The following is a 21,046-nucleotide window of genomic DNA, read 5'->3' as shown; positions in this document are numbered from 1 at the left end:
GAATTTAAATTTTCATTTAAGTTATTGGTTATCTTTAAGTATATCAAAGTCTACTTTATCGAACAAGCGTTTTGTTTTTATGGGTAACTAATATAAAGAACTAAATAGTTTGCATAGCTATAGGACTATTCGAAAGCTTTTACTTTAGCCTATAGCCATGATACAATATAGGAAAAAGTTGGAGGTGTTTTATGAGTACATTTGATGTAAAACTAGATAAATATGCCCAAGTGGCTTTGGGAGTAGGATTAAACCTTCAAAAGGGACAAACCCTTTGCATAAGTGCACCTATAGCCTCTGTAGAGTTTGTTAGACGAGTTACTAAAAAAGCCTATTTAAGCGGTGCTAAAAACGTTTATGTTGATTGGAATGATGAAGAAATAACACTTATTAAGTATCTTCATGGCTCTGATGAGGCTTTTAAAGAGTTCCCTACGTGGAAGGCTAAGGGATTGGAGGAAATGGCAGCCGAAGGAGCTGCATTTTTAACTATTTCAGCAACGAATCCAGATTTGCTAAAGGATGTTGATGCCAACAGAATAGCTATTGCTAACAAAACAGCCTCAATTGCACTACAAGAGTTCAAAAAATATATTCAGTCGGCAAAGGTAAGCTGGGGAATTGTATCTGTACCGACTATAGAATGGGCAAAAAAAGTTTTTCCTAATGTAGACGAAGGTACGGCTGTTGAACTATTATGGGAAAAAGTATTTATGGTTACAAGGATAAATGAAGAAAACCCTGTTGAGGCATGGAAAGCACATGTTAATAATCTAAAGACTAAGCTACTATACCTAAATAACTCATCTTTCAAAAGGCTTCATTTAAGAGGACCCGGTACAGAGCTTACTGCAGAGCTTCCCGATAATCATGTTTGGATAGGTGGCGGAATTAAAAATCAAAAAGGAATAGATTTTGTTCCTAACATGCCAACTGAAGAGGTGTTCACAACGCCTTTAAAAACAGGTGTTAACGGAAGGGTTAAAAGCACCAAGCCCCTTAACTATGGAGGCAAGCTAATAGAAGATTTTACCCTTACCTTTGAAAATGGTAGAATTGTAGATTTTAATGCAGCAGTTGGATATGAATCATTGAAAAAGCTAATTGAAACCGATGAAGGTTCCCATTATTTAGGTGAAATAGCTTTAGTTCCCCACGATTCTCCTGTATCAAATTCTGATATAGTCTTTTACAACACTCTTTTTGATGAAAATGCTTCTGTCCATTTAGCCTTAGGTATGGCATATCCCCTTTGTATTGAAGGTGGAGGTAAAATGACTAAAGAAGAATTAGAAGAAAAAGGAGCTAATACTAGCCTTACACATGTAGATTTTATGATAGGTTCAGATAAACTAGATATTGATGCAGAAACTAAAGATGGAGAGATTAAACCGTTGTTTAGAAATGGAAACTGGGTAGAGTAAATAAAACCAATACTTAGAGGGATACATAGTAAATCTAGTCTTAATTTACATTTATCCCTCTATATAAAGGCAACTATAATGGGTTTTGGGCAATTGTGGTTTTCAAAAGTTGAGTTTGTAAAGCTATCATTTAAATCGTATTTGTAAGTTAAGCTTTATATGAGTTTCTCCATTCTCTTCATATAATTCACCAAAGTCATGCCTTGAGGTTGAAGCAGTCTCATACTTTGTGTTGTTTAAGAGATAGTTTTCAAAATAATTTCTGTTATAGATATGATATGCTAACACATTCCCTTCTCTTGTAACAATGATATAACCTCCACTTGCCTCATCTATTCCATCCCACTCTGTTGCTGGTCTCATACCTAATGCCACAGAGGTTAAAAACTTCTTAAACTTATAGGAATATGCATTAACATTACCATATTTCATTGGATTTTCTTCTTCCAGCTTTTTAATCATATCATTGCAATTACTTATACCATCTTTATAAAAATATAGCAATGTCTGGGCTATGAGCTCATCCATCCTGCTATCAATTAGAATTAGATTATCTTTAAAGGTCTTATTTTGCATTTTTATATACTTTATCGTACCATTGTTTTTAATTATATTCTCTATTCTTCCTCTTACATTTATATGTTTTTTGTTACTTGAAACCTTATAAATGTCATTTGTTTCTCTTATAATGTTAGTATATTGATGAATAATTTTGTAAATAAAGTTTGTTGTTTTTCCAGCATTCAAAAGTGTAGGAGCTGAACCTAGCTCAGACTTTATGCTAAAACCTATTGTTGGGCTATGTCCTGTATTTATGTCTATAATTTTCAAAGTAATATCTGATTTATCCCTAGATGATGCCGATAATTTTAAGCATCCTATTCTATTCATAAATCTTTCTGTTCTTTCAACAGAAAAGGCCCCTTTAGCTTTCCCATTTTGTATAGTATTTAGAAGACTATGGGCTTCTTCACAAAAAATAGTAGAAGGTATGTTATCTATTTCCAATCCGTTTAAATATATTTTTATTTCTTCTCCAGTATTATACTCCTTAACCTCTCCTTTCATTTCTTCCCTAATTATCTTAATTATAGGAAAGTATATATCTTTAAGCTTGTTTAAATTATCATCAGCAGCATATATCTTTCCGTCTGCAAGAAGCCTTAACAACACATACATTTCTGACCATTCGCCAATGTTTCCCCTAAGCATCCCAACTCCTCCTTAATTCTTTTGGCTATTGCTTCTATGACAGGAACTGTAACTGAATTTCCAAACTGCTTATATAAATGAGTATCAGCTACTGGAAGTTTAAATGTGTCAGGAAACCCTTGTAGTCTTGCCCATTCTCTTGGTGTCATCTTCCTTACATATTCTCTATTAATACTACCTTTTATATGGGTTTTGGGAGTGAAATCTGTTAATCTCTTATCAATAATAAGATTCCTTTCTCTACCCATTCCTCCACATACTATTGCTAAAGCAATATCATCTAAATCTCTAATTTCGTATCCAAAACCATTTCCCTTCTTTGCATGCCTAGCTTTATGCCTTCTCAATGATTCAAGATACACATCTGATAAATAATACTTAGATGACACTTCATTCTCTTCCATTACATCCTTTATTGATACTTTGGTTCCTGAAGTCTCAGGAAATTCAAAGCTTATGGGTGCAATATCTTTTCTAAAGGCAACTATATATATTCTTTCCCTATTTTGAGGTACCCCAAAATTTTTACTATTCAATACCTTTGAAAAAACATTATAATCTAAATCTTCTAGAATTCTTTTTAATGTTTTAAATGTTTTTCCTCTATCATGCCTTACAAGATTTTTAACATTTTCACAAAAAATAACCTTCGGCCTATGGTATTCGGCTATACGTGCAACATCAAAGAATAGAGTTCCCCTTGCATCTTCAAATCCTCTTTTAAAACCAGCTAAGGAAAATGCCTGACAAGGAAACCCAGCCAATAAAATATCATGGGTTGGAATATCTGTAGTAGGTATTTTTGTAATATCTCCTTGAATATTAAAGCTATCTTTAAAATTAGCCTTATATGTTTCCTGAGCTTTTTCATCCCACTCACTTACAAAAACAGTTTCTATTGTGTCTTTAAAGGCATTCTCAAATCCCATTCTAATGCCTCCGATTCCAGCAAATAAATCTATTGATTTATACATCTAGCTCTTCCTTTCTCAATTTATTGCGTTTGAGCTAATTCTTTTTTTATTTTAAAGTATTAGTTATTATAATAGTTAGTTGCTTATTTACAAGTATTATACCATACTATACAAGTGCTAAGCCACGTAGGTTTAATAGCTTTATACTAAAATTAACCTTCTTATGCTCTAACATAAATGATATCACTATGCAATAAAGTGTTATTACTTTTTTAGTAGGTTTTTTATTCCTTCAAAGTCCTTTTTATTCACCCTTATATTTTCTGTTTCAAGGTAAATAAACTCCCCTTCTTTAACCATGTCAGTTTCATTAAACAAACTTATCATTTCGTCAGCATAATTTTTAATTATTTTTTTTGTTTATCTTCTAATTCTATTTTTATTTTCATAAAAAGGTTTACTGTAGAAAAATGTGACGAGTTAATTGAATTACAAAAAAAGACATTAGAATTTTTAGAAGGAGAAATACAGGAGTATCAATTTTATGATGCTATTTATGGATTAAATCTTACCCTTAAGATTTTTTCGGAGCCAGGAAAAGCAAGTATCAAGGTAACAGTTGGAAAATTTGTAGTAATGCAATTTGCTAAAATGTTGCAAGATGTACTAAACATGGAAAGATCTGTTATATCAAGTATTGAAAGAGGCTTAGAAGACCTTGAAAATATGAAAATAAGAGTACAAAACGAACCAGGAAGAAACTATATAAGACAAGATGTTTCAATGCTTGAATATGTTGATTACGGAGTCGCAACTGTTGCCAAAATTTTAAAATAGAGCAGATTTTATCTGCTCCATTTTTTTATTTTTTCATCTTCTTTTTCTGGGCTTTGAGGTTTAAGTTTACTCATAAGATATTCAAAAAATGCAATAAAAATTTCTAATATGAATTCTAACATTAAAAAAACTCCTTTTTTAAAACAAAATGAAAAATACATCCTTCAGTGATATTTTGGCTAATTTGGTAAAAATCATTTCAAACCTTATTTAAACCTCCACTTCAACAAAAAGTGGAGGTCTAATTATTGATATATCCATAGGTAGGTATAGTATGAGTTTTTAACCTTAGTAATATATTTCCTTGTTTCTCTAAAGTTAATAGAAGTGGGGAAGCCCTCCGGGGTACCTCCTATTGAGGTTCTGCTCCATTTTCTTACATTCCCTAGTCCTCCATTATATGCTGCCAGTGCCTTATCTAAATCACCATCAAACATTTTTAACATAAGACTTATATAAAATCCACCAAACTCAATATTTTTCTCTGGTATCAGCATATCAGTATCACTATAATTAACCTTTAATCTATTGGCTATATCCTGTCCAGTTGTGGGCATGATTTGCATAAGCCCTAAAGCTCCTGCCCTAGACATGGCATCCTTATTGTAATGGCTTTCCTCCCTCATAACTGCCCAGATTAAATATGGATCTATATGGTACTTTTCTGCGACAGCTAAAACCTCCTCTTCATAAGGCTTTTGATAGGCTAGCTGATAGGCCTTAAGGCTTGTTGCTTCCTTTAATGCTCTTATTCCCCATCTTACAGACATAAAATAATTGCCCTGCTGCTGATACCATTCGCTTAGCCCTAGTTTTTCTTCTGTTGAAGTGTGTTTTTCTCCAATAGATCTTTCTATGTCTGCCATTTTATGTTCACCAGCAGCTTCATACAGGTCAACCCTATTTATAAAATCAGGTAATATAGCCGTCATTTCCTTATCTATCTGCCATATAAACTCTTTGCCTATGGCAGTCATCCAGGCAGGGGACTTTTCCAGTATTTTAGTAAGCTCTTCATCTGTTGATTGGTAGTATTTTTTATGGAGTATGTAGCCCCGATAGGCTGCATCTTCCTGATAAACACCTGTTTCCTTTGCTAATTGTCTATATACCTGCAATGCTTCCTGCTCCATGCTTAAATCATCTAATATTCTTGCACCCTTCCAAAGAGAAATATGGGCATTACTATTTATATAAGCTTTTGCTGCCTCTTTAACATTACCTTTTTCTTCATAAAGAAGTCCCAATCTATAGGCACCTAGCTTATCTAAATCTTTATAAACCTCTATAGCCCTACCTTTTTCCCCAACACCTTCAAGACTTCTTCCATACCACCACAGAAAATTGCTGTCATGATAGCCACCATCTATAATTGATTCCATTAAAGGGATTGCTTTATGGTATTCTTCTGTTTTAGCATATAAAAGTGAGTGTTGTATGTTTAAGCTTTTTATTTCATCATCCTTAGCTTCTAAAATACCCTTATCAATATATTCCTTTGCTAATGAGTATTGCTTATCCTCTATTAACCTGCTTATTATAGTAGAATAATTTACACCTAACTCCTGTAAAGCATTGATAGCTTCATCATCATAGATTACTGCCATATAAATCTTTATAGCCTCATCTATTTCCTGTCTATTCTCCAATGCCCTTGCCAGCTTTAATTGGGTTTCTGGGCTCTCGTATAGCTTTAGTGCTTTTCTATAATACTCTATTGGGTCTTCACCATTTTCCTCAAGCTTTTCTGCCAGTATTAGGTTTGCCATATAACCAGTGGCATTAACCTGCTGGGCTAATTCCTTTAAAGTCTCTTGACTAGCTAGGCTATTATCATCCTTAAGTAATTGCAAAAGTTCTAATTGTTCAATAGGGCCTGTGACATTGTTTAAGTAGGGGTCTGCCCTTAGGTTATCTATCTTTTGTTGGTTATTTGCAGGTCCTTCTTCTCTAAATAAAAGAACACCTAAGAGGGCTACTATCAAAAGTAAAATCCAGGGGAGTTTCTTCATTACCTACTGTCCTCCTATAATTTATTCTTTTATATACATTTCTACAAAAATATATAAATACCTTGCAGTTGATTTTACAATTTATTTACATTTAAAGTGATACTAGTGGTATAGTAAAAAGACAGTGGAGCTTAACTTTTATTGATATTCTAGTTTAGTCATAAAAAAGAGACAGTTTTATTTCACCTGTCCCTCAGTTTAAAGACGAAACCTCATTAATCAACATTTAAGTTGATATGACAATAGCCATTCGGATTCTTTTCTAAATATTTTTGATGGTACTCCTCAGCAGGGTAATATACCTTTAGGGGTTCAACTTCTGTAGCTATTTTTTTAGAATATTTACTTTGCTCATCACCTATTACCTTAAGTATAACCTGTAAATCTGCTTCGTCGGTATAATATATTCCTGTTCTATATTGGTGTCCTATATCTGGCCCCTGCCTATTAACAGCAGTTGGATCAATTATTTTAAAGAATTTCATTAATATATCCTCAAGCCTTATTTTTTCTTCATCATATTTAATACGACATACCTCTGCGTGTCCTGTATTGGTATTACAAACCTGTTGATATGTTGGGTTTTCCACACTTCCATTTGCATACCCCACCTCAGTTTCTACAACACCCTCTAGCCTTAAAAAGTAAGCTTCTACACCCCAAAAGCAACCACCAGCCAAAACTATTTCCTTCATTTTTTATCTCCTTCCAATGGTTTATTTAATTGTAAATAATTTATACCCCTATGCAATATTTTAAAGCATAGTATATATAGCACAAATAAATTTTACCACATCTTTGAAGGTATTATACTTTTTATCTCAGCTGATATCTATATATTAGTATAGCCTTATCCTTTTTCTCCTTTACATCTCCCTTTAAAAGGGTTGCTTTACTACCATTGCCCAGCTCTATCTCTGAACCCTCTAAGGCTTTGATGAACTCTTTTACTGCATCTGCTTCACTAACCTCTATAGTTTCCTTGACGCCCCACGCCATTGCAAGTACACTTGCAATATCTCATGTTGAGCAGGCGCTAGACCTTCTATCTTCAACAGATTTTCTTATGCTTTCTATTATATATTCTTTAAAGCTTTCCTTGTTAAAAGCCATAACAAGCCTCCTCCATAATGTTTAATTACTCACTCCATTTTAATATCATTTCTCTAGCAGCCTTAACCTCATCCATTCTTCTTAAAGGAGTATTATATGGAGCTTCCTTTAAAAGCTTCGGCTCCTTCTTGGCCTCCTCTGCTATTTTAATCATTATATCAATAAAGCCATTTAGTGTTTCTAAGCTTTCAGTTTCAGTTGGCTCTATCATAATTGCTCCATCTACTATTAAAGGAAAATATATTGTTGGTGGATGATACCCATAATCTAATAGTCTTTTAGCTATGTCTAGGGTTGTTACCTCTAAAGTCTTTTCTTTTAATCCACTTAATATAAACTCATGCATACAGGTTTTATCTACTGCCACCTTGTAATGGGACTTAAGCTTGTTCATTAGGTAGTTAGCATTAAGGACCGCCGTTTCGCTTACTTCTCTAAGACCCTCCGAGCCCATAGACAATATATAGGAGTAGGCTCTAACCAATACACCAAAGTGACCATAAAAACCCTTTATTTTGCCAATAGAATTTGGCAAATCATAGTTAAGATAGTACTTATCATTTTCCTTATCTACAACTGGCACAGGTAAAAACTGAACTAAATCCTCCCTTACACCTATAGGGCCACTGCCGGGTCCACCTCCTCCATGGGGTGTAGAAAATGTCTTGTGGAGATTAAAATGAATTACGTCAAAGCCCATGTCTGCTGGTCTACATATGCCCATTATGGCATTCATATTTGCTCCGTCATAATATAATAGTCCACCAGCTTCATGGATAAGGTCAGATATTAGCTTTATGTTTTTTTCAAATAAACCCAGTGTACTGGGGTTTGTTAGCATTAACCCAGCAATCTCGTCATTTAGTACAGCCTTTAAACCTTCTATATCTACTCCACCAGCTTCATCAGATTTGACTTCCACCACTTCAAAGCCCGCCACTGCCGCAGTAGCTGGGTTTGTTCCATGGGCAGAGTCAGGAACAATAATTTTAGTTCGCTTTGTGTCCCCTTTGCTTTCATGATAAGCCTTAATAATCATTAAGCCTGCCAGCTCTCCGTGGGCACCAGCTGCTGGCTGTAGACTCATCTTTGCCATGCCAGATATTTCTGATAGCATTTTGTCTAAATTATACATGACCTCTAAAGCACCCTGAGTTGTCTCTTTTGGTTGATATGGATGAAGAGTTGTAAAGCCACTTAAAGAAGCCATATCCTCATTTATTTTAGGATTATACTTCATGGTGCAGGAGCCCAAGGGGTAAAAGCCAGTGTCTAGTCCATAGTTTTTACTAGAAAGCAATGTGAAATGACGAACAATATCCACCTCACTAACTTCTGGTAAGTAGGGTTCTTCTTTACTTAAAAACTCTAATGGTAAAAGCTCATCAACTGGAGCCACTTCTACATCACATTCTGGTAAGGAGTAAGCTCTTCTACCTTCTCTTGAGGTTTCAAATATTAATTGATTATATTCCTTCATTAAAGCACCTCCATTATACCTACTAATCTATCAATCTCTTCCTTTGATCTCTTTTCTGTTACACATATAAGAAGTCCATTTTTTAGTTCTTTATAGTCCTTTTCAATTTTATAGCCACCAAGTATATTGTTCCTTAACAGTTCTTTGTTAACCTTATCAGCCTCTATATCACTGGTAACAATAAACTCCTTAAAAAATGGCTTATTAAACACTGCTTTATATTTACCCTTTTTAGTTAATTCATTAAAGGTATAATGGGCTTTTTTTGTAGCTAGGGTGGCAACCTCCTTAAGCCCCTTTTTACCCATTGTAATTAAGTAGATTGAAGCCATTAGTGCGTTTAATCCTTGATTAGAGCATATATTGGATGTAGCCTTATATCTTCTTATGTGTTGCTCCCGTGCCTGTAGTGTTAAGACAAATCCACGCTTTCCGTCTACATCTTCAGACTGCCCAACAATTCTTCCTGGCATTTTTCTAACCAGCTTAGAGCTTGCTGCAAGAAAGCCTAGATAGGGCCCTCCATAGTTAAGCTGATTACCCAATGACTGTCCTTCCCCTACAACAATGTCTGCCCCTAGCTCTGAAGGCTTTTTTAGTATTCCCAGAGAAATTGGATCAACGTACATTATAAGATTTCCTTTATGTTGGTGGGTTATCCTTTCCACCTCAGTAACATCTTCAATAATACCAAAAAAGTTAGGGCTCTGAATAATTACACCTGCTGTATCTTTATTCACTACATTTTTAAGCTTCTCTATATCTGTAGTTCCATCAAAAGCATCTACTTCAATAACTTCTATATTTCTAAGCTTTAAATAGCTCTTTAGTACTTTACGAACTTCTGGGGCAACTGTCTTTGATACCACAACTGACCTTCTTCTTGTGGCATCACTTGCCATAACAGCTGCTTCACTGCAGGCTGTAGGCCCATCGTACATTGATGCATTGGTAACATCCATACCTGTTAAATTACATATCATTGTCTGATATTCAAATATTACCTGTAGGGTTCCTTGGCTTATCTCAGGCTGATAAGGTGTATAGGCAGTATAAAATTCAGATCTCATAGCTAAATGCTTAACTATAGAGGGAATATAATGATCATAGGCCCCAGCCCCTAAAAAACAAGTGAGCTCATTGGTTCCCTTATTTTTTAAAGAAAGCTCCTTCATGTGTTGCTGTAGCTCTAACTCCGAAAGAGAACTGCCTATGTTTAAAGCTCTGTTAAGCCTCATTTCCTGTGGTATATCATCAAACAAGTCATCAACTGATTTTACACCAACAGCCTCCTTCATAATTTCCTTATCTGCCTCTATATTTGGAATAAAACGATGCATGAATTACTCCTCCTTTACACAAAATTCTTGGTATTCCTCATCCTTCATTAAGTCTTCTAGCTCAGACTCATCTGCTATTTCTACTGCTATTAACCAATTTTCGTAGGGAGAGTTGTTCACCTTTTCAGGGGCATCCTCCAATTCTTCATTAACCTCTACAACAGTGCCTCTGAATGGCATATACGCATCAGAGGCCGCTTTAACAGACTCTATTACTCCAAAGGTCTCTCCCTCTTTAAATTGGTCACCCTCTGCAGGTAGCTCTAAATAAACTATCTCCCCTAAGGAGCCCTGTGCATAATCGGTAATTCCAATATATGCCCTATCGCCTTCTACCTTAATCCATTCATGATGCTTTGAATATAATAACCCTTTTAAAACAATAGCCTTCATAAATATACAGCCTCCTTTATTTTTTATACTTCTTTTGATAGAATTTTTTACTAATCACCTTGGCCTTTACTAGCTTATTTCTAACCTGTATGTTTATGGGTGTCTCAATGTCAGAATACTTGCTACTTACTATGGCAAGACCAATGGTTTTTCTTAAGGTTGGTGACTGATAGCCTGTTGTTACAAATCCAACTTCATCACCTTTATCAGACATCACCTGATACCCATGTCTTGGAATTCCCTTATCCAGCATTTCAAAGCCAACAAGCCTTCTTTTAATACCTTCTTCCTTCTGTTTTACCAATACATCTTTACCGTTAAAGCTATGCTTATCTAGCTTTACAAAAAATCCAAGCCCTGCCTCAAGGGGTGTTATGTCCTCATTTATTTCGTTTCCATATAGAGGAAGAGTAGCCTCAAACCTTAGTGTATCCCTTGCCCCTAAGCCAGCCGGCTTGATTCCCTCCTTTTCCCCTGCCTTCATTAACTCTTCGTATACTTTTTCTGCATCCTGGTGCTTTAAATATATCTCAAAGCCATCCTCTCCTGTGTAGCCTGTTCTTGATACAAGACAGTTGGCTCCAGCTATATTAAGGTTATCTCTAAAATAAAAGAAATTAATGGTTGCTAGGTCATAATCAGTTAGCTTCTGTAGAACTAACTCTGCTTTAGGTCCTTGAATAGCTATTTCAGATATTTTATCCGAGACATTATTAACTTCTACCTGGTAATTCATCTGATTATCCCTCATCCATTTAAGGTCTTTATCAATGTTACTGGCATTTATAACAAGTAGAAAATAATCAGCTGTAAACCTATATACCAATAAATCATCTACAATTCCACCGTTGTGATAACACATTAAGCTATATAGAACCTGATTATTGGCTAATGTAGCTACGTCATTTGTTATTAGCTTTTGTATATATGCTTCAGCATCTTTTCCCTTCACTTCAACTTCTCCCATATGGGATACATCAAATAGACCAACTGCTTCTCTTACAGCCTTATGCTCAACAGTTATACCCTCATACTGTATAGGTAAAGACCATCCATTAAAATCTACTATTTTACCCCCCAATTTCTGATGAAGATTAAATAGGGCTGTTGTTTTTTGCGACATTTTTATACCTCCTTCTAACATTATTTAATTAAAGCATTACACGGTGTAGTAAAAAAGAGCATTTAAAAAGGAACATAACAGCAAAGCACTTGCCATTACATTCCTCTGTATCTTGCCTGAGAGCTTCTACATTAATAAAATGTATTTCTCCTTTGGCGCCATTTAGGACTCTCCAGAGTTCCATCAAATAACGATATTTTTGCCTGAAAGTTTCTATAAAAGACTGGTACCTTTTATATTGCATCTTCGGCCATCCCTTTGGATATCTCTCGTTATTATCATTTGGTAGGATATTTATTTTATTATTTGTTTTATAATTATATTAGAATATTTTAAAAATTTCAATAATTATTTAAAAATTAACACAATTATTTTTATGCATATAAAAAATAACCATATTATTAGTAATATGGTTATTTTTTTAATTATGCTTTATTTTAGCGTGACTACTAATACTTCCCCTTCTTAAGAGAAGATAGCCACCGCCATGCTTTGAAATAAGTGGAACTAAGCTTTCTTTATTTAGTTATTAGTTTTACACCAAAAAATCTTTTCTATAGCTGTCGTTGAAATGTAGATATTATCTTGATATTTTAATACACCCTTTGTAGCATCTATTTTTTCATGATTTACATATATTGAGCCATCATTTAAACCCATTAAGACTAAGGTTTTATTATCTTCTGCCAAAATCAAATTAAGCTGGTTATAATGATGGAGTTTCATGTCAAAGTTTGAGAATACTTTATCAATGGGTAACAATACAGCCCCTTTGTAACGCAACACCTCTTCACTGTACTTAATACTTTCATTATCCTTAATTATTGTAACCTCTACATTATCATGATAAGGCTTACCTTCTCTTTGGTATATTATTTCTTGATTTTTAACCATTTGTACATCCATATCATCAGTAATATACTTTTCTATAAAGGCTAAACCATCATCATAGGTCTTGAATAATTGAATAAGCTCTCCATTTATTATTACCTCAACATCATAGCCTTCTTTTATATTCAGTGCTTCTTCAGCAAAAAGTAGGCCAAGTGCCTTTGCTGGCTCATATATTTTATCAAAGTCCTCTTCACTGTATTTTCTATAGGCAAACTCCATTGTAAAGGATGGCTTTTTCAGCTCCACTGCTGTCCAATCGGCGTAACCAGAGTAGCTTCTAAAGTTCTGTGGAATATCATTCAAGGCTGGAACAGGTCTAAAAAAGGTAAGATTGCTTATTTTTTTTGTAATGTCTTGAACCTCTTCTAAATCGTCACCCTGTTGATATTTATACCAATATATTTCTAAGCCTTGTGTATGATATGCAGCATAAATAAGGAAGGGATTATATAGAGATAGCTTTTCCATAGTCAAAACCTCTGGCTCAGAGTGGGGTTTAAAGCCTTTGAAATAGGCATCTGCTGGAGCATCAATATCCAGTTTAGATTCTTCATGCCAGCCAAAATCCCACTGTCTATTTAAATCTACACCTCTAATATTAGATTTCCATCTAAGGTCTGGTGTATGCCACTCTGATTTAGGGTGTTCAACAATTTTTTCAAACGCAACCCGTAATATTGGACTCTTTATAGATTCTTCACCTAATATTGTATAATCAACTCCATCTGGGTTTACCATAGGAACAAAGTAAATAGTTACTTGGTCCAATAGATTCTTTACATCATAGCCTTGTATCTTAGTGTTTTTTTCATAGGCATTACTATAGTCTTCAATATTCTTCAAAATAATATTTGTAGTTATTCTTTCACGGGCATGGAAACTGCCATTTATGTGTATTAGGGTATCACCTTTGCCTAGCTTAACTAATACTATATCTCTTTCATCGGCTGATTGACCTATAATCTCTGTTTCTATTAATTCTGGAAACTGTTCTTTAAGTCGAGCTACAGTCTCCTTCATAGTGTCATAGGTGATAGGCTGGTAGGGATCAACTATTCCTTTATAATTGGAAGCTATGGTTATTTCACTAATAAACATAACAAATACAACAGTTATAAGTGTAACTAAAAGCTTCTTCATAATTTCCCCCCTTATCATCATCTAAATCTAACTGGCTGTCACTTCATTATTGTCAATAGCAACAGCTACCTCCGATTCTTCAAAGTATTCTTTGTACCAAACTAAAAACATAAACACAGTCCATATCTTTCTGCTGTTATCCTTCTTGCCTGCATAATGCTCATCTAAAAGCTTAATTAGCTCATCTGTATTAAAAAATTCTTTAGCTCCTTTAGATGTAAAGGAATTTTTAACTATGTTGTAATACTTGTCTTCCCTTAACCACACCCTTATCGGAACAGGAAAGCCCAGTTTTCTTCTGCTGGCCACCTCTTGAGGTAATTTTTTTACTGCTGCTTTACGAAGGGCATATTTAGTTGTTGTCTTGTTAACCCGATATTGTAGGGGAAGCTTTGATGCCACCTTCCAAACCTCTTTATCTAGGTAGGGCACCCTTAATTCAAGGGAATGGGCCATACTCATCTTATCTGCCTTTAATAGAATATCTCCTGTTAGCCACATATTTAAATCTATAAATTGCATTTTTGTTATATCGTCCTTATCCTCTACCTGATCATATAAAGGGCCTGTTATGTCGGTTGGGGAATATTTTTTATAGTCACCCTTTAACATCAGTCTTTCTCTTTCTTCTTCAGTAAACATATAGGCATTTCCAATAAACCTTTGCCTTACATCTTTGCTACCTCGAATTAAATAGTTTTTTCCTTTTATATTAAAGGGTAGTGCTGAGGCAATTGCACCTAAGGTATTTCTAGCAAACCTTGGTAAACTGGTTAATGGTTTAAGGCTCAAGGGCTCTTGATATATGCGATAACCGCCAAACAATTCATCTGCTCCTTCACCGGATAAAACCACCTTAACCTGCTGACTAGCCAGCTGACTAACAAAATATAAGGCTACACAGGCTGGATCTGCCAATGGTTCATCCATATGGTATTGAACTTTGTCTAGTGCATCCCAATATTCTTCTGGTGAAATAATTTTGTAATAGCTATCTATCCCAATAAGCTTGGCTAACTCTGTAGCTTCATTAACTTCATTATAGTTTTTATAATCGAAGCCAACTGTAAAGGTTTTGTCTCCATTGAAGGATGCTGCAACGTAGCTTGAGTCTATGCCACTTGACAAAAAAGATCCCACTTCAACATCACTAACCATATGGGCCTTTATTGACTCTTGAACTACGTCCTCTACCTCCTTTACCACCTCATCAAATGGCTTAACAGGTCCTTTATTATCAAATTCTGGCTGCCAGTATCTTTTTACCTCCAGCTTACCTTCCCTATAAATTACATAATGGGCTGGAGGTAGCTTGTATACTCCTTGAAAAAAGGTTTCTGCTAAAGGTGAATACTGGAAGGTTAAATAGCTTTGTAATGCAGTTCTATTAATTTTTTTTGTGATTGAGGGATGCTCAATTATGCTTTTTATTTCAGATCCAAAAATAAAGCTGTCGTTTATATTGCTATAATAGAAGGGTTTAATTCCAAAAAAGTCCCTTGCACCAAAAAGTGTATTGTTTGTTTTGTTCCAAATAACAAAGGCAAACATTCCTCTTAAATATTTAAACATTTCTGTCCCAAACTCTTCATAGGCATGAAGTATAACTTCAGAATCTGTCTTTGTTCTAAACCTATGCCCCTTTTGAAGAAGAATTTCCTTTACAGCCATATAATTGTATATTTCTCCATTAAAAATAAGAACTAATGTTTCGTCTTCATTAAAAATTGGCTGTTTACCTTCTTCTAAGTCAATTATACTTAGTCTTCTAAAGCCAAGGGCAACACCCTCATCAACATATTTTCCACCTTCATCGGGTCCACGGTGAATAATTTTGTTCATCATTTCCTCAATAGTCTGCTGCTTTTTATCTTGCTCTAGTGCATCAACAAAACCACATATACCGCACATATTACATCCTCCTATATATTTTATGATTTAATTACTGGTTTTTATTATAAAAGCGTTAAAGATACTACTTACTACTATATATCATCCATTATCCTAGGGCAATATCATGTGTAGAGCTTTTCCTTCTGGTAGGTAAGTAATAGCTTGTCTACCCATTTGAATCCATGCCTCTTCAAAGTCCTCTTTGTTTACTTTTCTATTTTGATTATTAACAAGTGGGTCATTAAAATATATATAGTTTTCATCATAGCCTGTAATTAATACAGAATGCATTCTATAGGTTATTTTAACTGGTCCTGTAGGTGTTTGCCATGTTTGAAAATATTCATTGGTTAATTTTCTATAACGAGCATTTGTAATAATCCACACAGGTATCTCTTGGTTTAAAAAGTAATATATATCATCAAAGCTACCACCTGTAAGATTAACAATTCTATCTCCCATATAGGCCTCAGCCAGTTCCAATATAGGGCCGTAATAAACCCCTAGACCTGGATTCTTCATGGTATACATATCACCAACAAACCCATTATAAGGATTTCCAAAATATACTTTTCCATTCCTTATTTGATAAGCAGTAGGGTCCTTTTTAACCTCTCTTGCCAAAGTCATCTTGTCAACATCTACTCCAGCATACTGTAGAAGCATTGCAAGACTTGTGACTTCACAGCCTCTAGGGAGCTCAGGATATTGCAGCACTAAAGGAACCTTTAAAATAGTGCTGTCACTTAGCTCTTTTATAATAGCAGTTTTCTCCTGTTGGCTTTCCTCAGCTGCTGGTGTATCTGGGGGGCTGTACTCTTGGTACTGCTTTAAATAATTATCCTTAAACTGAAAATAAAAGGTTACCATTATTACTTGTGCTATTAGAACTAAAGAGAATATTGCTGTTGCTAGCTTTTTGTTGTTAGGGGTATCTGTAATATCCTTTGCTTCAACTATAGCTGCACCAGAAACCTCTGCAAAATACAAGTCCCTTTTTATGTTATTTATTTTATCTCTTTTTTCTATTAATGGAGCCTTTAATCTGTTGCTTCTCCAACTAACCATAGGCTTTGCTTTAATATATTTTAGATTATCATGAAAAATTCGCAGACTAGGATGTTGCTGTCCTAGCTTTTCACGGGCTAAAGACAGTAAACTATTAGCCTCTCTAACAGCTTCATTATGATAACCAGAATAATAAAGCCTGAATATCTCATCATTTAACTTGTTTAATTCTTGAATTACTAAATTTTCAGCATTTCTCATTGTTTTTCCCCTTTAGGAATCACTTTGTTTTTGTAATAAAGCTTTGTTTAGTCTATAGTGGTGATAATTACACCACCCTTACCATCACCCGATAATGCCTCTATATTTTTAGCTTCATAAAGAAATCTTATTAAGTCTTCTGAGTATATTGACTCAAAATAAACGATATTGTACTTATTACCATCTCTAGCTTCAAATTCAATCTTATTATATTCTTTGATATTATCTAAATACTCTTCCAAGCATAGGTTTTCCCTTTTCATTATTTCTGCATGGGGTATCCCTACATATCTTAAATGCCAGGGCTCATCAATTATTCCCGTTATATCCATTTTGTCTCCAGTATATCTAATAATAAAGCCGTATTTCCAAGAGTTTTCATTAAGCCACTTACCCTCTATAGTATTTCCAAAATCCTGTGTTACACCCATATCTCTAAATGTTGTAAAATCCACAGCTAACCCTACTTGATGCTCACTACTTCCTGGAATTGCAACAAAAGTAGCAACTTTTTTCTTAGCTTCTTCTAATCCAAGGGAAGGGGTTAATGATTTTATTCGACTATTTAAAATAGAGGTTTGCCTCTGATATGATCTATACCCACTTATTACCAGCATCTTATCTGCCCCACCATAATAGGCATCCTTTAGCATCAATTTTATTGGGCTAAGTACACCTTCATCAATATACATGTCTCGTCTTGATACCTTAATATATTTACTTGTATGATCTGCTAAGTTAACAGAGCTTTGGGGAGAATAATTACTTGAAACTTGATATTGTCTATTTACTAAGAAAACATCCCCCTGTTTTGTATCATCACTATGGATTAAGCTTTTATTAAAATTACTCCAAACTAATTTGTTTTCTTCCTGATCTATAATATAGGAGTTCTCATGCTTCTTCCCCTCTTCTATCGTCGGCAAAACCTCTTCAAGTGAATGAATGTACAGGTCTCCCTCCATTAAAACATAACGCTTATAATTGTTCCATAGAACTATGTTACTGGCTTTGTCTTTAATGCTGGCACTGGTTTTATTTATAGCATAATTAACTGCCCTATCATAGTTATAAAACTCCTTGACCAATTGATTGCCCACATATACTTGGTACAGGTTTAATCTTGCTAATTTACTATTAAAAGGAATATTTATTAATTCTAAAGGATTTTCACCCCATACCTTTGTTTTTTTATAGTTTGGTAATTGTTTATTGAAGTTAACTCTTTCTATCGCGATATAGGGTTTAGCTTGTACAACTTGTATTAATGTATCTTTAATTAAAAACACTATAACTAAAATAATAAATAATGACACTAAAAGAATTGGCTTAGGCTTTAAGTTAGTTTTACTCATGATGTCCTCCCTACTAAGGTGCTTATTAAAAAATTCTATAGGATTATAACAATTTTCACTATAATTTTATCATATTTATGCAAGTTTTGCTTTATTTTCGTATCATATGTCAAAATAGATATAGAGATTTATATGTAAATTATTACAAATGATTATTTAATAAAATTAGTAATTCCTTTACACAGGTTTGCAAATAATATATTTAGTTTATATTACAATAAATAATTCAAGGAGGCATAATGAATGAGAGTAAAGTTATTTATAGTTTTTATAGCACTACTGGTGATTACAGCATGTTCACCTCCCCAGGAACGACCACCTGCAGAAGATGAATTTGATTATATGGAATCATCCATCTTCCATACTGCTCCCGTTAGACATTGTAGAATAACACAGGATACAGTGGATGTAAAGTCTGGTACTGGAAGGGATTTTGAAACCGTTGGTACCCTTAAGGAAAATGATGTAGTTAGGGTTTTACAGCAGGCAAATGATTGGTATATTATTCAGCTTGACAATAATCAAATAGGCTCTATAGAGGTTGATTCTGCAGTACCAGTGGTTGTGGAAAGGACTGGCGATGATAATTTAGAGGAGACTCCTAACCAGAATAATGAGATATTTGAAGAAGGCAATGATGTTCAATTGGATAATGAGGATGATAATATAACACCAAATAACCCCACACCTGGTAGACAGCCTCAAGCTAATAACCCCCAGGAATCTAACGTAAGGAGCTTGACGGATGAAGAGCAGCAATTAATTGATTTAGTCAATAATGAAAGACAAAACAATGACCTTCCTGCATTAAAGGTTGACTATGAGGTAACTAGAGTTGCTAGAATAAAATCACAGGATATGGTGGACAACAATTATTTTAGCCATTATTCACCTGTACATGGAAGCCCCTTTGAAATGCTAGATAATTACGGTATTGATTATCACCACGCAGGTGAAAATATAGCCGCCAACAATTCAATAGAAAATGCACATACCTCTTTAATGAACTCAAGCGGTCATAGAAAAAACATATTAAACGTTAACTTTACACATATTGGTATAGGTATACGTCCAAGTGATAAATATGGCTACATGATTACTCAAATGTTTATAAGTAAACCTAAGTAAAAAAAAGTAAAAAAACTAGGGGCCATATAGCCCCTTAAATCATTTTTATCTGAAGCGTACCCATATTATGTTTTAGTCAAGTTATGAAGCTTTTCACTGCTTTCTCTTAACACTGCATAAATAATAATTGATGACACTAATATTGTTACACCTTGTATATAAAATAGTAATGTGTGTCCAAAGTATTGATACACAAATGTACCAATTAAAGGACCTATAATGCCTCCAAGTCCTACAGCAGTACTGTAATACCCATAGCTTTTTCCTCTTTGTATGTTGCCTGTTAATTCTGTTACCAAAGACCTTTTAGCAGGTTCTACAAGCATACCTCCTACCACTAATAATGTGTACACCAGCATAAAGAGAAGATAGGTTTTGGTTATAGGCATTAAAAACACAATAATAGCCTGTAGTAATAATCCTATTATAAGTAAATTTTTTCTTCCATAAGTATCAGAAAGAATGCCCAATTTTTTAGGTAGAAAAATAGATAAAATTGCACCTGGGATATAAACATATGAAATCATAGTAATACTATCGGTTATTTGCTCCTTCATATATATTAGGAATATAGGTGTAAGCATACTTCCTACTAAAGATAAAACAGTTATAATTGCTAAAAACCTTCTAAACTTAGAATATGTATAGTCTACAGCGTTTTCATTGCTTTTACATTGGTTGGATTGCTGTAGTGTTTCTTGGGTATTTTTTGCTCCATAATATATTGCTATTATAGATATAAGTAGGTAGAACATGAAAATTAGCTTAAAAGGATTATCTATAGATATGTTAAACAAGATACTAAAGGCTATAATGCTACCCATCATTGCTCCTCTATTAGACACCTGCACAATATCACCAAAGTTTTTGCTTCTATTTTCATCATCACTAACATCCGACACCATAGTATTAAGACTAATCCATAAAAAACCACCTGCAATACCTTGAAGAATATTAGCAATAAAAAGTAATTTATAGCTATCACTTAATACTAGTAACACCATTACTGAAGCATAAGAAATTAATCCCACCAACACTCCATTTTTTCTTCCTCTAATATCTATCCATTTTCCCACCAAGGGACGCAATAAAACACCACATAAGGAAAATACTGAATATAATATTCCAACTTCAAATATACTTGCTCCTAATTCAATTGCATAAACAGGCATAATAAACGCAATAAAACTTAATGGAAAGGATATTAAATAAATAGGTCTTTTAACTGTACTTAGCTGGTTCATAATTCACTCCCTTTTCAAATAAAAAATTAGTTCTACTTGTTTCCAAGCTTGGCAGCACTTTTCTCCCCATAAAATGTGGCAATATTAGTAACGTTGCTGAGCCAGAACAATTATATGTATAAGTTCTATATATATATTATTTTACCTTTTCAAATGCTTCGTCATATTTCATCAATAAATGACAAAACTATATGCAGTATTCCTATAGACCCCTATATTACTGCTCCATGCTTTTCTGCACCAAAGAAATACCTATAGGCTTTTGTAAGACTGAC

At 34.2% G+C, this 21,046-nt stretch carries 18 protein-coding genes and 2 riboswitches; of the genes, 3 read left to right on the top strand and 15 right to left on the bottom strand.

Going from position 1 to position 21,046, the window contains the following annotated elements:
• Nucleotides 1-191 precede the first annotated feature (191 nt).
• On the top strand, nt 192-1,424 hold the full coding sequence (locus tag F8154_RS14305) for an aminopeptidase (protein ID WP_151862301.1): 1,233 nt from the start codon (nt 192-194) through the stop codon (nt 1,422-1,424).
• A 126-nt stretch (nt 1,425-1,550) separates the two neighbouring features.
• On the opposite strand, the gene F8154_RS14300 is transcribed toward F8154_RS14305, so the two are convergent.
• From F8154_RS14300 to F8154_RS15575, 3 genes are all read right to left on the bottom strand, one after another.
• The gene (locus tag F8154_RS14300) at nt 1,551-2,636 is read right to left on the bottom strand and encodes an HpaII family restriction endonuclease (RefSeq protein ID WP_151862300.1); all 1,086 of its coding nucleotides are present in this window, start codon (nt 2,634-2,636) and stop codon (nt 1,551-1,553) included.
• Nucleotides 2,588-3,610 carry a DNA cytosine methyltransferase gene (gene dcm, locus F8154_RS14295; RefSeq protein WP_151862299.1) on the bottom strand — a complete coding sequence of 341 codons (1,023 nt, stop codon included), beginning with the start codon at nt 3,608-3,610 and terminating at the stop codon, nt 2,588-2,590. The genes F8154_RS14300 and dcm overlap by 49 nt, the downstream gene beginning before the upstream one ends.
• Before the next feature lie 204 nt (nt 3,611-3,814).
• Nucleotides 3,815-3,937: a hypothetical protein gene (locus F8154_RS15575; protein ID WP_279237217.1), complete on the bottom strand. Its 123-nt coding sequence runs from the start codon at nt 3,935-3,937 to the stop codon at nt 3,815-3,817.
• 285 nt (nt 3,938-4,222) lie between these two features.
• Between F8154_RS15575 and F8154_RS15250 the strand changes: the two genes are divergently transcribed.
• The gene (locus F8154_RS15250) at nt 4,223-4,387 is read left to right on the top strand and encodes a hypothetical protein (RefSeq protein WP_192930322.1); all 165 of its coding nucleotides are present in this window, start codon (nt 4,223-4,225) and stop codon (nt 4,385-4,387) included.
• A 245-nt stretch (nt 4,388-4,632) separates the two neighbouring features.
• On the opposite strand, the gene F8154_RS14290 is transcribed toward F8154_RS15250, so the two are convergent.
• The 11 genes from F8154_RS14290 to F8154_RS14240 all read right to left on the bottom strand — a co-directional run bounded on the left by F8154_RS14290 (nt 4,633) and on the right by F8154_RS14240 (nt 18,399).
• Complete coding sequence (locus F8154_RS14290; RefSeq protein ID WP_151862298.1) at nt 4,633-6,399, bottom strand: lytic transglycosylase domain-containing protein; 1,767 nt, start codon at nt 6,397-6,399, stop codon at nt 4,633-4,635.
• A 215-nt stretch (nt 6,400-6,614) separates the two neighbouring features.
• Nucleotides 6,615-7,094, bottom strand: coding sequence for a peptide-methionine (S)-S-oxide reductase MsrA (msrA, locus tag F8154_RS14285; protein WP_151862297.1), 480 nt, complete (start codon nt 7,092-7,094; stop codon nt 6,615-6,617).
• A 121-nt stretch (nt 7,095-7,215) separates the two neighbouring features.
• The gene (locus F8154_RS14280) at nt 7,216-7,398 is read right to left on the bottom strand and encodes a hypothetical protein (protein ID WP_151862296.1); all 183 of its coding nucleotides are present in this window, start codon (nt 7,396-7,398) and stop codon (nt 7,216-7,218) included.
• Nucleotides 7,399-7,537: 139 nt separating this feature from the next.
• Nucleotides 7,538-8,992, bottom strand: coding sequence for an aminomethyl-transferring glycine dehydrogenase subunit GcvPB (gcvPB, locus tag F8154_RS14275; protein WP_151862295.1), 1,455 nt, complete (start codon nt 8,990-8,992; stop codon nt 7,538-7,540).
• Nucleotides 8,992-10,332 carry an aminomethyl-transferring glycine dehydrogenase subunit GcvPA gene (gene gcvPA / locus F8154_RS14270; RefSeq protein ID WP_151862294.1) on the bottom strand — a complete coding sequence of 447 codons (1,341 nt, stop codon included), beginning with the start codon at nt 10,330-10,332 and terminating at the stop codon, nt 8,992-8,994. Before gcvPA ends, gcvPB begins: the two co-directional genes overlap by 1 nt.
• A 3-nt stretch (nt 10,333-10,335) precedes the next feature.
• Entirely contained in the window at nt 10,336-10,725 is a 390-nt protein-coding gene (gene gcvH, locus F8154_RS14265; RefSeq protein ID WP_151862293.1) for a glycine cleavage system protein GcvH, read from the bottom strand.
• Nucleotides 10,726-10,741: 16 nt separating this feature from the next.
• The gene (gene gcvT, locus F8154_RS14260) at nt 10,742-11,848 is read right to left on the bottom strand and encodes a glycine cleavage system aminomethyltransferase GcvT (protein ID WP_151862292.1); all 1,107 of its coding nucleotides are present in this window, start codon (nt 11,846-11,848) and stop codon (nt 10,742-10,744) included.
• Between the two features lie 103 nt (nt 11,849-11,951).
• Nucleotides 11,952-12,026, bottom strand: a riboswitch (glycine riboswitch).
• A gap of 3 nt (nt 12,027-12,029) precedes the next feature.
• A riboswitch (glycine riboswitch) is annotated at nt 12,030-12,130 on the bottom strand.
• 240 nt (nt 12,131-12,370) lie between these two features.
• Nucleotides 12,371-13,882, bottom strand: a complete 1,512-nt coding sequence (locus F8154_RS14255) for a M14 family metallopeptidase (RefSeq protein ID WP_192930321.1) — start codon at nt 13,880-13,882, stop codon at nt 12,371-12,373.
• Nucleotides 13,883-13,909: 27 nt separating this feature from the next.
• On the bottom strand, nt 13,910-15,793 hold the full coding sequence (gene asnB, locus F8154_RS14250; protein WP_151862290.1) for an asparagine synthase (glutamine-hydrolyzing): 1,884 nt from the start codon (nt 15,791-15,793) through the stop codon (nt 13,910-13,912).
• 93 nt (nt 15,794-15,886) lie between these two features.
• Nucleotides 15,887-17,044, bottom strand: a complete 1,158-nt coding sequence (locus F8154_RS14245; RefSeq protein WP_207706898.1) for a C39 family peptidase — start codon at nt 17,042-17,044, stop codon at nt 15,887-15,889.
• 47 nt (nt 17,045-17,091) lie between these two features.
• Nucleotides 17,092-18,399 (bottom strand): M15 family metallopeptidase, encoded by a 1,308-nt coding sequence (locus F8154_RS14240; protein ID WP_151862289.1) that lies wholly within the window; start codon nt 18,397-18,399, stop codon nt 17,092-17,094.
• A gap of 243 nt (nt 18,400-18,642) precedes the next feature.
• On the opposite strand from F8154_RS14240, the gene F8154_RS14235 reads away from it, so the two are divergent.
• Nucleotides 18,643-19,527: a CAP domain-containing protein gene (locus F8154_RS14235; protein ID WP_151862288.1), complete on the top strand. Its 885-nt coding sequence runs from the start codon at nt 18,643-18,645 to the stop codon at nt 19,525-19,527.
• Nucleotides 19,528-19,592: 65 nt separating this feature from the next.
• Here F8154_RS14235 and F8154_RS14230 read toward each other — a convergent pair whose 3' ends face one another.
• Nucleotides 19,593-20,771: an MFS transporter gene (locus F8154_RS14230; RefSeq protein ID WP_151862287.1), complete on the bottom strand. Its 1,179-nt coding sequence runs from the start codon at nt 20,769-20,771 to the stop codon at nt 19,593-19,595.
• Nucleotides 20,772-21,046: the final 275 nt, after the last annotated feature.

The sequence above is a fragment of the Alkaliphilus pronyensis genome (genome assembly GCF_009017275.1).
In the GTDB taxonomy this organism is placed as follows: Bacteria; Bacillota; Clostridia; order Peptostreptococcales; family Natronincolaceae; genus Alkaliphilus_C; species Alkaliphilus_C pronyensis.
Note: the sequence above shows the minus strand (reverse complement) of the source record. Positions and strands in the feature narration are given on the sequence as shown.

Coding starts and splice junctions, on each gene's coding strand:
- F8154_RS14305 (WP_151862301.1), top strand. CDS start 192: ATGAGTACATTTGATGTAAAACTAGATAAATATGCCCAAGTGGCTTTG.
- gcvPB (WP_151862295.1), bottom strand. CDS start 8,992: ATGAAGGAATATAATCAATTAATATTTGAAACCTCAAGAGAAGGTAGA.
- asnB (WP_151862290.1), bottom strand. CDS start 15,793: ATGTGCGGTATATGTGGTTTTGTTGATGCACTAGAGCAAGATAAAAAG.
- F8154_RS15575 (WP_279237217.1), bottom strand. CDS start 3,937: ATGATAAGTTTGTTTAATGAAACTGACATGGTTAAAGAAGGGGAGTTT.
- F8154_RS14300 (WP_151862300.1), bottom strand. CDS start 2,636: ATGCTTAGGGGAAACATTGGCGAATGGTCAGAAATGTATGTGTTGTTA.
- F8154_RS14235 (WP_151862288.1), top strand. CDS start 18,643: ATGAGAGTAAAGTTATTTATAGTTTTTATAGCACTACTGGTGATTACA.
- gcvPA (WP_151862294.1), bottom strand. CDS start 10,332: ATGCATCGTTTTATTCCAAATATAGAGGCAGATAAGGAAATTATGAAG.
- F8154_RS14280 (WP_151862296.1), bottom strand. CDS start 7,398: ATGGCGTGGGGCGTCAAGGAAACTATAGAGGTTAGTGAAGCAGATGCA.
- F8154_RS14245 (WP_207706898.1), bottom strand. CDS start 17,044: ATGAGAAATGCTGAAAATTTAGTAATTCAAGAATTAAACAAGTTAAAT.
- msrA (WP_151862297.1), bottom strand. CDS start 7,094: ATGAAGGAAATAGTTTTGGCTGGTGGTTGCTTTTGGGGTGTAGAAGCT.
- F8154_RS14240 (WP_151862289.1), bottom strand. CDS start 18,399: ATGAGTAAAACTAACTTAAAGCCTAAGCCAATTCTTTTAGTGTCATTA.
- F8154_RS14290 (WP_151862298.1), bottom strand. CDS start 6,399: ATGAAGAAACTCCCCTGGATTTTACTTTTGATAGTAGCCCTCTTAGGT.
- gcvT (WP_151862292.1), bottom strand. CDS start 11,848: ATGTCGCAAAAAACAACAGCCCTATTTAATCTTCATCAGAAATTGGGG.
- F8154_RS14255 (WP_192930321.1), bottom strand. CDS start 13,882: ATGAAGAAGCTTTTAGTTACACTTATAACTGTTGTATTTGTTATGTTT.
- gcvH (WP_151862293.1), bottom strand. CDS start 10,725: ATGAAGGCTATTGTTTTAAAAGGGTTATTATATTCAAAGCATCATGAA.
- dcm (WP_151862299.1), bottom strand. CDS start 3,610: ATGTATAAATCAATAGATTTATTTGCTGGAATCGGAGGCATTAGAATG.
- F8154_RS15250 (WP_192930322.1), top strand. CDS start 4,223: ATGGAAAGATCTGTTATATCAAGTATTGAAAGAGGCTTAGAAGACCTT.
- F8154_RS14230 (WP_151862287.1), bottom strand. CDS start 20,771: ATGAACCAGCTAAGTACAGTTAAAAGACCTATTTATTTAATATCCTTT.